The sequence below is a fragment of the Sandaracinobacteroides hominis genome, from assembly GCF_016464365.1.
Taxonomy (GTDB): Bacteria; Pseudomonadota; Alphaproteobacteria; order Sphingomonadales; family Sphingomonadaceae; genus Sandaracinobacteroides; species Sandaracinobacteroides hominis.
The window spans coordinates 306546-321705 of sequence record NZ_JADCUC010000002.1; the positions used below are offsets into that span (position 1 = coordinate 306546).

Genomic DNA, 15160 nt, shown 5'->3' on the forward strand with positions numbered 1-15160 from the left:
GGGGGTGGGGCAGTGACGAGCCTGGCGGCCCTGATCCGGGCGCGCCCCGGAGGCGGCGTTCTGCTGACAAGTCCGGGCGGGAATCTCTCCGCCGGGGATGCGGCGACGCTGGGCTTTGGCGAGGCGGTGCCACAGGGCGCCGCGGTGGCGCTGGCGATTGCCGATCCGGCGGCGTTCGTGCGCACCATCGTCGCGCTGGATGGCGTTGCAGAGGCGCTGCTGCTGCTGGCGCCGGGGCTTCCGGCCGGGACCGTTGCCGAGCTGATGGAAAAGGCGGGGGCGACCATCCTCGTTTCCGATGTGAACGAAGGCGCGGTTCTGCCCGATCCGATGCCGGGGGCGCGGCCGGAGGCCGGGCTGGAAACCCGCTGGATCATGACCACGTCCGGCACCACCGGCCTGCCGAAAATGGTGGAGCATCGGCTGTCCGGGCTGGCGCGCAGCGTGGTCGCCAACGACCGGACCGCCGGCCATGTCTGGGGCCTGATCTATGATCCCAGCCGCTTTGCCGGACTGCAGGTGGTGTTGCAGGCGCTGATTGGCGGCGGACGGCTGGTGGTGCCGGCGCCCGGGATGACGATGGCGGACGAGCTGCGCTTTTTCGCCGAGGCTGGCGTCACGCATCTGTCGGCGACGCCGACGCTGTGGCGCAAGATGCTGATGCTGCCGGCTGGGGCCGGACTGGCGCTGCAGCAGGCGACGCTGGGCGGCGAGATTGCCGATGCCGCCGTGCTGCGGGCGGTTGCCGCGCAATGGCCTGCCGCGCATGTCACCCACATCTATGCCTCCACCGAACTGGGCGTCGGCTTTTCGGTGAAGGATGGGCTTCCCGGCTTCCCGGCCTCCTATCTGGCGGACGGCGTGAAAGGGGCGGCGCTGAAGCTGGTGGACGACATGCTGTGGGCAAAGCCGCTGGCCGGCGAGCGCCCGCGCGGCGCGCATCTGGAGACGGACGCGGACGGCTATATCCGCACCGGCGACCGAATGGAGATGGCGGGCGATCGGGTGCTGTTTCGCGGCCGCGAATCCTCGCTCGCCAATATCGGCGGCATGAAGGTGCAGCCCGAGCATCTGGAGCAGGCCGCACTTGCCCATCCGCATGTGGCAGGCGCCTTGGTGACGGTGAAGGCGAACCCGATCACCGGCTCCATCCTGCAGCTGACGATTACGCCTGCCCCCGGCGCACCGGAAGGCAGGGAACTGGCGCTGTCGGTGAAGCAGCAGTTGAAACAGACGCTCCCCCGGGAGCTGCAGCCCGCGATCGTGCGGGTGGCGGAAAGCCTGGATATCAGTGCATCCGGAAAGCTCGAGAGGCCGAAATGACGATCAGGACTGTTCTGGTAACCGGTGTATCGCGGGGCCTTGGCCTTGCCATCGCAGCGCGGCTGCTGGCCGACGGCTATCGCGTGGTCGGCGCCAGCCGTACCGAAAGCGACGAGTGGAAAGAGCTGGCGGCAAGGTATCCTGAAACGGCGATCTTCCAGGCGCTCGATATGTCGGATCTGGATGCCATTTCCGATGTCTCCCGCGCGCTCATCAAGACCCATGGCAGCTTCTGGGCGCTGGTGAACAATGCCGGGATCGGCACCGACGGCGTGCTGGGCACGATGCACAAGCACGACATCGAGAAGCTGGTCGCCACCAACCTGCTGGGGCCGATCTTCCTGACGAAATACATGATGCGGGCGATGCTGGCGCGGCGGTCGGGCCGGATCGTCAACATCAGCTCGATCATCGCCTCCACCGGCTTCCACGGGCTTTCCGTCTATGCCGCGACCAAGGCCGGGCTGGAGGGCTTCACCCGCTCGCTCTCGCGCGAGGCGGGGAAGCTGAAGATCACCGTGAACTGCGTGGCGCCCGGCTATATGGAAACCGAGATGACCATGAGCCTGCAGGGGGACAAGCTGGAGTCGGTGCGCAGGCGCGCGCCGCTGGGCCTGCCGACGCCGGAGCAGGTGGCGACGGCGGTTTCCTATCTGCTGAGCGACGATGCCGCCGCGATTACCGGCACGGTCCTGACCGTGGACGGCGGAAGCACCGCCTGAGCCGATGACCCGGTACGACGCCATTATCCTGGGCGCCGGCGGCGCCGGGATGATGTGCGCGGGCGTTGCGGGGCAGCGCGGCAGGCGGGTGCTGCTGGTCGATCATGCGCCGGAGCCGGGGAAGAAGATCCTGATCTCCGGCGGCGGGCGCTGCAATTTCACCAACATCCACGCCGCGCCGGATCGCTATCTGAGCGCCAATTCGCATTTCGCGGTTTCGGCGCTGCGCCGATACACACCGCAGGATTTTCTCGATCTGGTGAATGCCCATGGCATCGCCTGGCATGAAAAGACGCTGGGGCAATTGTTCTGCGACGGCTCGGCGAGGCAGATCGTGGAGATGCTGCGCCACGCGTGTCCCGACAATGTGGAGTGGGCGCTGGGGCAGGCCATCACCGATGTTTCCCACGCGGACGGGATGTTCCGCGTGACGTTCGGCGATCGTACCGCGACCGCGCCGTATTTGGTGATCGCAACCGGCGGGCCTTCCATCCCGAAGATGGGGGCGACCGGCTTTGCCTATGATCTGGCGCGGAAGTTCGGGATGAAGGTGGTGGAGCCGCGCCCGGCGCTGGTGCCGCTGACGCTGGGCGGTGATGACGTGCTGTTCCGGACGCTGTCGGGCGTCGCCACCGAGGTTGTCGCCAGCACCGGCAAGGCACGTTTCCGCGAGGCGGCGCTGTTCACGCACAAGGGGCTTTCCGGCCCGGCGATCCTGCAGGTGAGCAGCTATTGGCGGCACGGCCAGCCGGTGCAGATCGATTTCCTGCCGGACTGCGACGAGACCTGGCTGGTGGAGGTAAAACGCGCCCGGCCGCGGCAGTCGCTGCGGTCTGCACTGGCGGCAAGGCTGCCCGAACGGCTGGCGGAGACGCTGGCGGATCGGCTGGAGATCGGCGGCGAACTTGGTGCGTTGAAGGACCAGCAGCTATGCGTGGCGGCGCGCAGCTTGTCTTTCTGGCCGTTTTCGCCCAATGGGACGGAAGGCTACGCCAAGGCTGAAGTGACAGCCGGCGGCATAAGCACAGACGGACTTTCTTCGCAGACCATGGAATCGCGCCGGCTTGCCGGGCTTTATGCGATTGGAGAGGCGGTCGACGTGACGGGCTGGCTGGGCGGCTACAACTTCCAATGGGCTTGGGCGAGCGGATGGGCCGCAGCGCAGGCCTTTTGACCTGCTGAACGGACGACAATGCCTTTCTCGACCCTGCCGACGCTTCTTTCGGAAGCGCTCACCGCCCGTGGCTATGCTGCGCCCACCCCTGTTCAGGCCGCCGTGCTGGAGCCCGAGGCGCAGGGCCGCGACCTGATCGTTTCGGCGCAGACCGGATCGGGCAAGACCGTTGCCTTCGGCCTCGCCATTGCGCCCGAACTGATCGACGAGGACGGCAAGCCGCGCCACGCCTTTGCGCCGCTGGCCTTGGCGATTGCGCCGACCCGCGAACTGGCACTGCAGGTGAGCCGGGAGCTGGAATGGCTCTATGCCGGTGCGCGCCTGCGCGTGGTTACCTGCGTTGGCGGCATGGATGCCGCGAAGGAGCGCCGGGCGCTGGCCGGCGGCGCGCATATCGTCGTCGGCACGCCGGGCCGCCTGCGCGACCATCTGGAGCGCGGGGCGCTCGACCTTTCCAGCCTGAAGGCCGCCATCCTGGATGAAGCCGACGAGATGCTGGACATGGGCTTCCGCGAGGATCTGGAAGAAATCCTGGACGCCACGCCCGAAGGCCGACGGACGCTGCTGTTTTCGGCGACCATGCCGCGCCCGATCGTGGCGCTCGCCAAGCGCTATCAGAAGGATGCCTTCACCATTTCGACGGTGGGGCAGGATCGCGGCCACGGCGACATCAGCTATCAGTGCGTCAGCCTGGCGCCGGCCGATATCGAGCATGCGGTGGTGAACCTGCTGCGCTATCATGAGGCGGAAACGGCGATCCTGTTTGCCGCCACGCGCGAGAATGTCCGCCGCCTGCACGCCAGCCTGGTCGAGCGCGGCTTCGATGCCGTGACGCTGTCGGGCGAGCATAGCCAGAACGAGCGCAACCAGGCGCTGCAGGCGCTGCGCGACGGCCGGGCGCGGGTGTGCGTGGCGACCGACGTGGCGGCGCGCGGAATCGATCTGCCCAACCTGACGCTGGTGATCCATGTGGAAATCCCGCGCGATCCCGAGGCGCTGCAGCACCGGTCGGGCCGCACGGGCCGCGCCGGCAAGAAGGGCACGGCGATCCTGCTGGTGCCCTATCCGCGTCGGAAGAAGGTGGAGTTCCTGCTGCGCGATGCGCGGGTGACGGCCGAATGGATCCGCACGCCGACGGCCGCCGAAATCAACGCCCGCGACCGCGAGCGGCTGCTGGAAAAGCTGCAGGAGCCGGTGGAGATCGACGAGCAGGACCGGGAGATGGCGGCAAAGCTGCTGGAAACCCGGACGCCTGAAGACATCGCCGCGATGCTGGTCGCCTCGCTGCGCGCGAAGCTGCCCGCGCCGGAAGACATGGTGGATGCCGGCGAGCGGGAGCGGGGGCCGAAGGAACATCGGCAGGGCTTCGACGATGTCGTCTGGTTCCGGATGAATGTCGGCCGCCGGCAGAATGCCGATCCGCGCTGGCTGCTGCCGCTGCTGTGCCGCCGCGGCCACATGACCCGCAACGAGATCGGCGCCATCCGCATCCAGCAGCACGAGACGCACTTTGCGCTGCCGCGCGCTGCCGCCGGCCGCTTCCTGGCGGCGGTGAAGCGCACCGCGCACGAGGAAGGCGACGAGGCCGCGGTGCTGTTCGAGCAGATGGAAGGCGGGGCGCGTCCGCCGCAACCCGGCCCGCAGCGCAACGGGCCGAACGCGCCGGCGCCGAAGCGCTATGAAGCCAAGCCCTACAAGCCGAAGAAGCAGCACCGGGGCTGAGGCCCCGGGGCGGCAGCCCTAAGAGCTGCCGCCTACGGCCGGCTCCGGCCCCAGCCCGCCGCCGAGCGCTGCATAGAGCGCGGCGAGATTATCCAGTTCCTGCCGTTGCAACGTGATCAGCGCCTGCTCGGCGGTGAACAGGCTCCGTTCGGCGTCCAGCACTTCCAGATAGTTGGCAACGCCCTCGCGGTAGCGGATGCGGGCAAGGCGGGCAATTTCCCGATAGGCCGTCGTGGCGCGCTGCTGGGCGGCGACCTCTTCGGCGAGGTAGCGGCGGCCGGCGAGCGTGTCGGCGACTTCGCGGAACGCCTCCTGAACCGTCTTTTCATAGCTGGCGACCGCGATGTCCTCGCGCGCCCGGGCGACGCTGAGATTGCCCTTGCGCGCACCCCAGTCGAAGATCGGAATGCTGATCGAGGGGCCGAAACTCCAGCCCAGCCCGGAATCGTCGAACAGATCGTCGAGCGCGGCCGACGCGAAGCCGATGTTCCCGGTGAGGCTGATGTTGGGATAGAAGGCGGCCCGCGCGGCGCCGACATTGGCGCGGGCGGCGCGAAGGGATTCTTCGGCTGCGACGATATCGGGCCGCGCCTCCAGCAGGGCAGAGGGGAGACCGGCGGCCAGCGGTTGCGTCGGCTTTTGCGCGGCGAGCGGCAGCCCGGCGGGCAGTTCCCCGGCGATCGGCCCGCCTGTCAACACGGTCAGATAATTGATGGCCTGCGCCCGCGCCAGCCGCAGCGCCGACAGCTCCGTTTCGGCTTGGGTAAGCAGCGATTCCGACTGGCGGAAATCCAGCGCAGACGTCACGCCGGCATCGAGCCGCCGCTTGGCGATGCGCAGTCCTTCCTCGCGGCTGGTCACCGTGCGTTCGGCCAGCGCGACGCGCTCCTCGGCCTCGCGCAGGGCGAAATAGGCAGACGCGATGGAGCGGATCAGCGACAACCGGAAGGCTCGCTCGCCGGCGATGGTGGACAGATAGCTGGCGCGCGCCGCGTCGGACAGGTTGCGGATGCGGCCCCAGAAATCCAGCTCGAAGGCCGGTACGGCGACGCCCACATTCACATAATTGGCGATATAGGCCGGACCCTGGTTGACAATGCGGCTGCGGCTGGCCGTGGCGCTGGCGTTCAGCGACGGCAGCCGCTCGCTGTCCTGGATGCGGTAGAGGCCGCGCGCCTCTGCGATGCGGGCCGAGGAGACGGCGAGATCGCGGTTGCGGGCAAGCCCGGCATCGATCAGCGCCCGGAGACGGGGATCGGGGAAGAAGTCGGCGCGCGACAGCATCGTGGCGTCGGTGCCGCCGGCAGGGCCGGGCAGCGGATAGGCAGACGGCGTTGCCATCTCTGGCCGGACATCGGCCGGGGCGAGCTGGCAGCCGGCAAGCAGGAGAAGGGCGAGCGGGGTGAACCTAGCCATGGTGCGCGTCGCCTCCATGGTGGCCGGCATCGTCATGCCCCGGTGGCGCGTGCGGAACCTCGCCCTCCTTGCCCAGCCAGCGGCGGACGGTGAGGTAGAAGAGCGGCGTGAAGAAGATGCCGAGCAGGGTCGCCGCCAGCATGCCGCCGATGACGCCGGTGCCGACGGCGATGCGGCTGGCAGCGCCGGCGCCCGAGGCAATGAACAGCGGGATCATGCCGCCGATGAAGGCGAGCGAGGTCATGATGATGGGGCGCAGGCGCAGCTTCACCGCGTTCAGCGTCGCTTCCAGCGGGGATTTGCCGGCCTGTTCCTCCTCGATGGCGAACTCGACGATGAGGATGGCGTTCTTGGCGGCGAGGCCGATGATGGCGATGAGGCCGACGTTGAAATAGACGTCTGCGGAAAGGCCGCGCGCCATGGTGAGGACCACGGCGCCCAGAACGCCCAGCGGCACCACCAGCAGAACGGACACCGGGATCGACCAGCTTTCATAGAGCGCTGCCAGCAGCAGGAAGACGATCAGGAACGACAGCCCCAACAGGGCGCCGATCTGGCCGCCGGCCTGCTTTTCCTCGTAGCTGGTGCCGGTCCATTCATAGGAGAAGCCCTGCGGCAGCTTCGAGGCGAGCTTCTCCATTTCCGCCATTGCCTCGCCGGTGGCGCGCCCGGGGGCGGCCATGCCCGAGATCGTCATCGACGGATAGCCGTTGTAGCGCTGCAGCTGCTGCGGGCCGGAGGTCCATTCCACCTGCGTGAAGGAGCCGAACGGCACCATCTGGCCGCTGGCGTTGCGCACCTTCAGCGCCAGCACGTCGTGCGGGGTCATGCGGAAGGGCGCGTCGGCCTTCAGCAGCACGCGCAGGATGCGGCCTTCATAGGTGAAGTCGTTGGCGTAGGCCGAGCCGAAGGCGATGGCGAGCGTGCCGTTGACGTCGGCGATGGAAAGGCCGAGCGCGCGCGCCTTCACCCGATCGATGGTCACCTTCAGCTGCGGCGCGTCATCCTGACCTTCCGGGCGCACGCCTGCAAGCACCGGGCTCTGGCTGGCGGCGCCGAGCAGCTGGTTGCGCGCGGCGGTGAGCGCTTCGTTGCCCTGGCCGGCGACATCCTTCAGCTTGAAGGTAAAGCCGCTGGAGGTGCCCAGCCCGGCGATGGCGGGCGGGCTCAGCGAGAAGACCAGCGCTTCCTTGATCTGCTGGAAGGCGCCGTTTGCCTGCCCCACCAGCACCAGCGCATTTTCCTTGGCGCTGCGTTCTTCCCACGGCTTCAGGCTGGAGAAGACCATGGCATTGGCCTGGCCCTGGCCGAAGAAGCTGAAGCCGCGCACGACCACCTGGCTGGCGACTGCGGGATTGTTGGCGAAGAAGTCGCTGACCTGCTTCGTCGCCTCGGCCGTGCGCTCGCGCGTGGCGCCGGGGGGTGCCTGCACGGCGGTGAACAGCACGCCCTGGTCTTCCTCGGGCAGGAAGCCGCCCGGCAGGCGGAAGAAGAGCAGCGCCGTCAACGCCACCAGCAGCACGAAGATCGCCAGCCAGCGGAGCGGTACGTTCAGGATTCCGGCGACGTGATGCTGGTAACGGCCGGTCAGCCGGTGGAACCAGGCGTTGAAGCGGTCGAAGAAGCGCTGCGGCAGGCTGCGTTCGGTGGAATAGTCGTGCCGGGTGTGCGGCTTCAGGAAGGTGGCGCAGAGCGCCGGAGTCAGCGTCAGCGCCAGCAGCGCCGAGAAGCCGATGGAGACGATCAGCGTCACCGCGAACTGGCGATAGATGGCGCCGGTGGAGCCGGGGAAGAAGCTCATCGGCACGAACACCGCCATCAGCACCAGCGTGATGCCGACGATGGCCGACGTGATCTGCGACATCGCCTTCATCGTCGCGTCGCGCGGCGACAGATGCTCCTCGCTCATGATGCGCTCGACATTCTCGATCACGACGATGGCGTCGTCGACGAGGATGCCGATCGCCAGCACCATCGCGAACAGCGACAGCACGTTGATGGTGAAGCCGAAGATGGCGAGGCCGATGCAGGCGCCGGCCAGCGCGATGGGCACGACAATGGTGGGGATCAGCGTGGCGCGCCAGTTCTGCAGGAACAGGAACATCACGATGAACACGAGCAGCATTGCCTCGCCCAGCGTCTTCACCACCTCGTGGATCGATTGCTGGATAAAGGGCGTGGTATCGTAGGGCACATCCCAGAAGATGTCCGGCGGGAAGCCCTTGGCGAGCTCTTCCATGCGCGCCTTCACGGCTGTCGCCGTATCGATGGCGTTGGCACCGTTGGAAGCCTGGATGGCGATGATGGCGACGGATTTGCCGTCGAGCTCGGCCCGCGTGTCGTAGCTGGCGGCGCCCATTTCCACCCGCGCCACGTCACCGATGGTGACGGTGGAGCCGTCCGGATTGGCGCGCAGGATGATGTTGGAGAATTCGGATGCCGAGGTGAAACGGCCCTGGGTGATGATGGTGGCGTTGATATCGGTATTGCGCGCCTGCGGCAGGTCGCCCAGCTGGCCGCCGGTGGACTGGCTGTTCTGTTCCTGCACGGCCGCCAGCGCTTCGGCGGCAGACATGTTGTAGTTGGCGAGCTTCTCCGGATCGAGCCAGATGCGCATCGCATAGGCCGAGCCGAACAGCTGCACATCGCCGACGCCGTCAACGCGGCGCAGCTCGTCCATCACCCGGGCACTGGCGAAATTTCCGAGATCGTCGGGCTGGGTTTCCCCGGTTTTCGAACCCAACGCCACCAGCAGCAGGAAGCCGGAGTTGGCGCGGCGCACGGGAATGCCCTGCCGCCGCACTTCCTCGGGCAGGCGCTGCTCCACCAGGGTGAGCTGGTTCTGCACGTCCATCTGCGCGCGGGTGATGTCGGTCCCCGTCTCGAAGGTGGCGGTGATGGTGCCGGTGCCATTGGCGGCGGAGGTCGAGGCCATGTAGAGCAGGCCCTCGACGCCGTTCAGCTCCTGCTCGATCACCTGCGTGACGCTTTGCTCCACCGTTTCCGCGTCGGCACCCGGATAGGTGGCAGAGATGGTGAGCGAAGGCGGGGCGACATCGGGATATTGCTCGACGGGCAGCGAGCGCAGCGCGATGAAGCCGGCGAGCGAGATCAGCAGCGCCACCACCCAGGCAAAGACCGGGCGGTCGATGAAGAAGGAAGGACCCACGGGCTATTCGGCCTTCGCGGGAGCGGCGGCTGGCGCAGCGGCGGGCTTTGCACCGGCAATGCGCACGGGGGCGCCCGGCTGCACCTTCTGCAGGCCGTTCACGATCACCTTCTCGCCCGGCTTCAGGCCGCTGCGCACCACCCAGTCGGAGCCGCGCAGGTCGCCCAGCTGGACCGGGCGCGCCTCTGCATTGCTTTCGGCATTCACCACCATCACCGAGCCGCCGCGCGGCCCGAGGGTGACGGCGCGCTGCGGGATCAGCACGGCGTCGGAACGGGTGCCGACGAAGGCCTTGGCGCGGACGAACTGGCCCGGCAGCAGGATGGAGCCGGGGTTGGGGAATTCGGCGCGCAGCGCGGAGACGCCGGTGGCTTGATCGAAGCTGAGATCGAGGAAGTCGAGGCGCCCTGTCTGCGCGTAGGTGCTGCCGTCCTCCAGCTCCAGCTCGACACGGGTGGCGCCCAGCGCGGCAGGGATCTTCAGCACCCCGGACGCGATGTCGCGGCGGATGGCGAGCAGCTCGGACGAGGATTGCGAGAAGTTCACGAACACCGGGTTGGTCTGCTCGATGACGGTGAGCAACGTGCCCTCGGCGGCGCTGACCAGCGCGCCCTCGGTCACTTCGGCGCGGCGGGCGCGGCCGGAAATCGGTGCGGTGACGGTGGCATAGCTGAGGTTCAGTTTCGCCGAATCCACCTGGGCCTGTGCCTGCGCCACATCGGCCTCGGCGGCGCCCATGCGGGCGACGGCGGCGTCGAATTCCTGCTTGCTGATCGCCTGATCCTTCAGCAGCGGGCGATAGCGATCGAAATCCTGCCGGGCGTTGGCGGCATTGGCCTGTGCGCGCTCCAGCTGCGCCTGCACGGCACCCAGGCTGGCCTGCAGCTCGCGCGGGTCGATGGCGAACAGCGGCTGGCCCGCCTTCACGTCGCTGCCTTCTTCATAGAGGCGGCGGGCAACGATTCCGGTGACGCGGGCGCGGACTTCGGCGGTGCGGGTCGCCTGCACCCGGCCGGGCAGTTCGATGATATTGTCGATGCTGCCGGTCTTCACCGTCACCACCTCTACCTCTGGCGGTGGCGGCGCCTGCGGCGCATCGGGCGAGCAGGCGGCGAGCACGGCGACCAGCGGCAGCAACACCCACGGATGGCCGCTGCCACCATGGCACAAAAATCTTGCGCCAACGGCGCGGCATAGTCCGGTCAGTTGCACCAGCACCCCCGTTGGTTGTTCAGCGACCCGCTGCATTTCCTACCACATGGTCAGCCGTCAAGCAAACCGGACGCATGGCTCCCAAACCTTGAAAAACGACAAATGCTTCTACTCGCTTATTAAGTTGTTTCATTTTAGCTAGTTAGCGCCTGAACACAACGGTCCTGCGACCATTTGCCAATATCCGGTGCTCGGCCGCCCACAGAAGGGCGCGGGCCAGCACCTGCGCTTCCACGTCGCGCCCTGCCGTCGCCAGTTCGTCGGGTGTCAGGGCATGGTCCACGCGCAGGCTGTCCTGCTCGATGATGGGGCCTTCGTCGAGGTCGCTGGTGACGAAATGCGCCGTCGCGCCGATCAGCTTTACGCCGCGTTCGTGCGCCTGATGATAGGGGCGGGCGCCCTTGAAGCTGGGCAGGAAGCTGTGGTGGATGTTGATGCAGCGCCAGGCCAGCTGGGCGCAGAGCGCCGGCGACAGCACCTGCATGTAGCGGGCGAGCACGGTGAGATCGATGCGGTGGGTGACCACGGCTTCCAGCAGGGCCGCCTCCTGCGCGACCCGGTTTTCCGGGCCGACAGGCAGATGCAGGAAGGGGATGCCGTGCCACTCCGCCAGCGGCCGCATGGTTTCGTGGTTGGAAACGATGGCGGGGATTTCCACCGGCAGCGTGCCCGTCTGCCAGCGGTGCAGCAGGTCGTTCAGGCAGTGACTCGCCTTGGAGACCGCCAGCAGCACGCGCAACTTCCGGTCGGTATCGTGGATGTGCCAGTCCATGCCGAAACGCTGGGCGACGGGGGCAAATCCCGCCCGCAGCGCATCGCCGCCGGGAAAGCGCGGCCCGGCCGCCTTGAAGCCGACGCGCATGAAGAATCGCCCGGACGCGAGATCTGCATATTGCTGGGATTCGACGATGAAGGCATCGTTTGCTGCGAGATGGGAAGCGACCGCTGCCACGATGCCGACGGCATCCTCGCAGACGACCGTCATGATGAAATGCGCGTCAGCCATGTCCAAGCCATTGCAAGCGTTGCCCCGATTGGCAATGCCTGCAAGATTCTACAAGACATCGTCCGATAAACATAGCAAACTAAGCATTCGGCCGTCTCGGCGGCGAGGTAGGGGGTAAGGTTTTGCCAATTCCGGGGCCAGATCCGGCGCCAAATCCGACCAAGAGATATCGGCATCCGCCCGAGTTCTACACGAACCCGGAAAACAGCATCGGCTATCTTGCCCGCATCGTCTTCCGGTCGTTTTCGCGGCTGCTGGAACAGGGCACGCTCACGCAGGATGTCTCGGCCGGGCAGTGGCGCTTCCTGCGCCAGCTCTGGCGCGAGGATGGCATCACCCAGCGCGAGCTTTCCGAGCGGGTGGGGATGCGCGAGCCGACGACGGTGGTGGCGCTGAACGGGCTGGAGAAGGCGGGCTTCATCACCCGCCGCAAATCCACCGAGGATCGCCGCAAGACCTTCATTCACCTGACGCCGCACGCGCGGGCGCTGGAGCTGGTGCTGGCGCCGATGAACGCCGAAGTGCACGAGATCGCCACGCGCGGCATGACGGACGAGGAAGTGGAGGTGCTGCAGCGGCAGTTGCGGCGGGTGATCGCCAACCTTGCCGACGAGACGGCGAAGCTGAAATTCCTCTCCGACGTGAAGGCCTGAGCGGATGCCGCGCATTGCCGTGCTTGCGGGCAGCACCCGCGAAGGGTCGTTCAACCGGGCGCTGGCGATGCTGGCCGCCCATGCACTGCGGACGCACGGCGCCGACGTGACCGGGATCGATCTCGGCGCGTTCGACCTGCCGCTCTATTCGCATGCGCTGGAGGCGAACGCCTTTCCGCCGGACGCCCTGCGGCTGAAGGAACTGCTGGTCGTGCAGGACGGGCTGCTGATCGCGTCGCCCGAATATAACGGCTCCGTGTCGCCGCTGCTGAAGAATGCGATCGACTGGGCCTCCCGGCCGACCGGCTCGGAAAGCCTGGTTGCGCTGACGGCCTATCGTGGCAAGGCAGCCGCCATCATGTCCGCTTCGATCAGCCCGTTCGGTGGCCTGCGCGGGCTGCTGCATCTGCGGCAGATCCTGACGACGGTGCAGATGCTGGTGATCCCGGAGCAGGTTATGGTGCCGAATGCCCATGCCGCCTTCGACGAACAGGGCGGCCTGAAGGACGCCCTTCCGGCGTCGCTGGTGGAAATGACGGCGGCGCGGCTGGTGAAGGTGGCGGCGGCGCTCTCCTAGGGCGTGTTCGTCCCCCAGTCGGCTTCCAGCGCGGCGATCATCGCCGCATAGCTTTCCGGCCCCAGTGCCCTGGCGATCTGGGCGGAAAGCGCATCCATCGCGCGCTGGGCATCCTGCCGCATCCGGCTGCCCTTTTCCGTAAGCGAAACGACCATGTGGCGCCTGTCCTGCGGGTCGGCCTGCATGGTGATCATCCCCAGTTCGGTCATCTGCGCCAGCGTGCTGTGGATGGCTTGCCTGGAAATGCCGAGGTTGCGGGCGATTTCGGATGGGCGGACGATGCCGCTCACCACATTTATCATCACCATCGATTGCGGGCGGTTCACATCCGGCCAGCCGCGCGCATGCAGCGAGGCCTGCAGTCCCTCGTCCATCCAGCAGAAACGTTGGAAGAGGGCGATGATGAGTTGATCCGAACGCACGTTCACGCCCTAGATGCAGCAGTGCGTCAGGCGCAAGCCCGTGCGACGTTGTCAGGGCATTTTCCTTAGGATACTATCCTTTTCCATAATGGCCGCAGGGCCGCAACAAGGGGGAAGAGCGCGGCCATGCTGGGTTTGATGCAGGATGTGCCACTTACCGTTGACCGGATTCTGGACCATGCCGCCGCCTGGCACGGCGCGCGGGAGCTGGTCTCGCGCGATGCCGGGGGCCACGTCACACGTTCTACCTATGCCCAGGTGCACGCCGATGCGAAGCGCGTGTCCAACGCGCTGGCGGACGCGGGGATCGGCTTCGGCGACCGGGTGGCGACGCTGGCATGGAACAGCGCGCGGCATCTGGCCGCCTGGTATGGCGCCTGCGGCATGGGCGCGGTGCTGCACACGCTGAACCCGCGCCTCCATCTGGAGCAGATCGCCTATATCGCCAACCACGCCGGCGACCGGCTGCTGATTGCCGATCCCGCCTGCGCCGATCTGGTGGCGCAGCTGCTGCCGCAGGTGCCTTCGATCGAGCGGGTGATCTTCTTCTGCGACCGCGCCTCGCTGCCGGAAACGGCGTATCCGGCGACGGCTTTTGACGACTGGATTGCAGGCTATCCGGCCGACTATCGCTGGGGCGGCTTCGACGAGCGGACGGCCTGCGGCCTTTGCTATACGTCGGGGACAACGGGGAATCCGAAGGGTGTGCTCTACTCGCACCGATCGAACAGCATCCACGCGCTGATGACTCTGCAGCGCGACGCCCTGGGGTTGTGCGCGCGGGATTCCGTGCTGCTGGTGGTGCCGATGTACCATGCGAACGCCTGGGGCGTGGTCTATTCGGCGCCCGCGGTCGGCGCCAAGCTGGTGATGCCGGGGCAGCGGATGGACGGCGAATCCATCTACAATCTGATCGAGGCTGAGGGCGTCACCTACTCCGCTGCGGTGCCGACCGTGTGGCAGATGCTGCTGCAACATATGCAGGAAAAGGGTCGCAAATTCTCCACGCTGGAACGGGTGACGATCGGCGGCTCTGCCTGCCCGGAATCGATCATCCGCAGCTTCCGCGACGACTATGGGGTGGATGTGATCCAGGGCTGGGGGATGACGGAAACCTCGCCGCTGGCGACCGTTTCGGTGCCCAATGCCAGCGTAGCGGCGAAATCGCCGGACGAGCAGATGGCCTACAAGCTGAAGCAGGGCCGGCTGCTGAGCGGGCTGGAGCTGAAGCTGGTCGACGATGCGGGCAACCGCCTGCCGCACGACGGCAAGACACCGGGGCGGCTGATGATCCGCGGCGAGACAATCGCCTCGGCCTATTTCGGCGGCGAGGCGGGCGATGCGCTGGATGCGGAGGGGTTCTTCGACACCGGCGATGTCTCCACCCTCGATGCAGAGGGCTATATGCAGATCACCGATCGCGCCAAGGATGTGGTGAAATCGGGCGGCGAATGGATCAGCTCGATCGACATCGAGAATATCGCCACCGGGCATCCGGCGGTGGCGCTGGCGGCGGTGGTGGGCGTTTCGCATCCGAAGTGGGACGAGCGGCCGATCCTGCTGTGCCAGCTGAAGCCGGGCGCCAGCGCCGGGGCCGACGATCTGAAGAACTTCCTCGCCGACAGGATCGCCCGCTGGTGGATGCCCGACGATGTGCTGTTCGTCGACGAGATCCCGCTGGGGCCGACCGGCAAGATCGACAAACGCGCCATTCGCGCCGGGCTGACGGGGTATCAGCTGCCCTTCGACGTCACGCGCTGAACC

Annotated in this window: 12 protein-coding genes; 7 read left to right on the forward strand and 5 right to left on the reverse strand. The window is 67.1% G+C overall.

Annotated elements, in window-relative coordinates; all coding sequences use genetic code 11:
* Positions 1–12: 12 nt before the first annotated feature.
* Genes IM784_RS06070 through IM784_RS06085 form a run of 4 tightly spaced genes read left to right on the forward strand, consistent with a single transcriptional unit; the run spans position 13 to position 4941 of the window.
* Positions 13–1323, forward strand: coding sequence for an AMP-binding protein (locus IM784_RS06070; RefSeq protein WP_199554401.1), 1311 nt, complete (start codon positions 13–15; stop codon positions 1321–1323).
* Positions 1320–2045 (forward strand): SDR family NAD(P)-dependent oxidoreductase, encoded by a 726-nt coding sequence (locus IM784_RS06075; protein ID WP_199554402.1) that lies wholly within the window; start codon positions 1320–1322, stop codon positions 2043–2045. Before IM784_RS06070 ends, IM784_RS06075 begins: the two co-directional genes overlap by 4 nt.
* Before the next feature lie 4 nt (positions 2046–2049).
* Complete coding sequence (locus IM784_RS06080; RefSeq protein ID WP_199554403.1) at positions 2050–3219, forward strand: BaiN/RdsA family NAD(P)/FAD-dependent oxidoreductase; 1170 nt, start codon at positions 2050–2052, stop codon at positions 3217–3219.
* Between the two features lie 18 nt (positions 3220–3237).
* Complete coding sequence (locus tag IM784_RS06085) at positions 3238–4941, forward strand: DEAD/DEAH box helicase (protein ID WP_199554404.1); 1704 nt, start codon at positions 3238–3240, stop codon at positions 4939–4941.
* Between the two features lie 18 nt (positions 4942–4959).
* Here the strand turns inward: IM784_RS06085 and IM784_RS06090 are convergent, their stop codons facing one another.
* From IM784_RS06090 to purU, 4 genes are all read right to left on the reverse strand, one after another.
* Positions 4960–6357, reverse strand: a complete 1398-nt coding sequence (locus IM784_RS06090) for an efflux transporter outer membrane subunit (protein WP_199554405.1) — start codon at positions 6355–6357, stop codon at positions 4960–4962.
* Positions 6350–9526: a multidrug efflux RND transporter permease subunit gene (locus tag IM784_RS06095; RefSeq protein WP_199554406.1), complete on the reverse strand. Its 3177-nt coding sequence runs from the start codon at positions 9524–9526 to the stop codon at positions 6350–6352. The genes IM784_RS06090 and IM784_RS06095 overlap by 8 nt, the downstream gene beginning before the upstream one ends.
* A gap of 3 nt (positions 9527–9529) precedes the next feature.
* Positions 9530–10774, reverse strand: a complete 1245-nt coding sequence (locus IM784_RS06100; RefSeq protein ID WP_199554407.1) for an efflux RND transporter periplasmic adaptor subunit — start codon at positions 10772–10774, stop codon at positions 9530–9532.
* A gap of 106 nt (positions 10775–10880) precedes the next feature.
* On the reverse strand, positions 10881–11744 hold the full coding sequence (gene purU, locus IM784_RS06105) for a formyltetrahydrofolate deformylase (protein ID WP_199554408.1): 864 nt from the start codon (positions 11742–11744) through the stop codon (positions 10881–10883).
* Between the two features lie 122 nt (positions 11745–11866).
* Here purU and IM784_RS06110 point away from each other — a divergent pair, with 122 nt between their 5' ends.
* Positions 11867–12397, forward strand: coding sequence for a MarR family winged helix-turn-helix transcriptional regulator (locus tag IM784_RS06110; protein WP_207791681.1), 531 nt, complete (start codon positions 11867–11869; stop codon positions 12395–12397).
* 4 nt (positions 12398–12401) lie between these two features.
* Positions 12402–12974 carry an NADPH-dependent FMN reductase gene (locus tag IM784_RS06115; RefSeq protein ID WP_199554409.1) on the forward strand — a complete coding sequence of 191 codons (573 nt, stop codon included), beginning with the start codon at positions 12402–12404 and terminating at the stop codon, positions 12972–12974.
* On the opposite strand, the gene IM784_RS06120 is transcribed toward IM784_RS06115, so the two are convergent.
* Entirely contained in the window at positions 12971–13396 is a 426-nt protein-coding gene (locus IM784_RS06120) for a MarR family winged helix-turn-helix transcriptional regulator (protein WP_199554410.1), read from the reverse strand. The genes IM784_RS06115 and IM784_RS06120 overlap by 4 nt on opposite strands.
* A gap of 126 nt (positions 13397–13522) precedes the next feature.
* On the opposite strand from IM784_RS06120, the gene IM784_RS06125 reads away from it, so the two are divergent.
* Entirely contained in the window at positions 13523–15157 is a 1635-nt protein-coding gene (locus IM784_RS06125; RefSeq protein ID WP_199554411.1) for a long-chain-fatty-acid--CoA ligase, read from the forward strand.
* Positions 15158–15160: the final 3 nt, after the last annotated feature.

Coding starts and splice junctions, on each gene's coding strand:
- IM784_RS06075 (WP_199554402.1), top strand. CDS start 1,320: ATGACGATCAGGACTGTTCTGGTAACCGGTGTATCGCGGGGCCTTGGC.
- IM784_RS06080 (WP_199554403.1), top strand. CDS start 2,050: ATGACCCGGTACGACGCCATTATCCTGGGCGCCGGCGGCGCCGGGATG.
- IM784_RS06085 (WP_199554404.1), top strand. CDS start 3,238: ATGCCTTTCTCGACCCTGCCGACGCTTCTTTCGGAAGCGCTCACCGCC.
- IM784_RS06090 (WP_199554405.1), bottom strand. CDS start 6,357: ATGGCTAGGTTCACCCCGCTCGCCCTTCTCCTGCTTGCCGGCTGCCAG.
- IM784_RS06100 (WP_199554407.1), bottom strand. CDS start 10,774: ATGCAGCGGGTCGCTGAACAACCAACGGGGGTGCTGGTGCAACTGACC.
- purU (WP_199554408.1), bottom strand. CDS start 11,744: ATGGCTGACGCGCATTTCATCATGACGGTCGTCTGCGAGGATGCCGTC.
- IM784_RS06115 (WP_199554409.1), top strand. CDS start 12,402: ATGCCGCGCATTGCCGTGCTTGCGGGCAGCACCCGCGAAGGGTCGTTC.
- IM784_RS06125 (WP_199554411.1), top strand. CDS start 13,523: ATGCTGGGTTTGATGCAGGATGTGCCACTTACCGTTGACCGGATTCTG.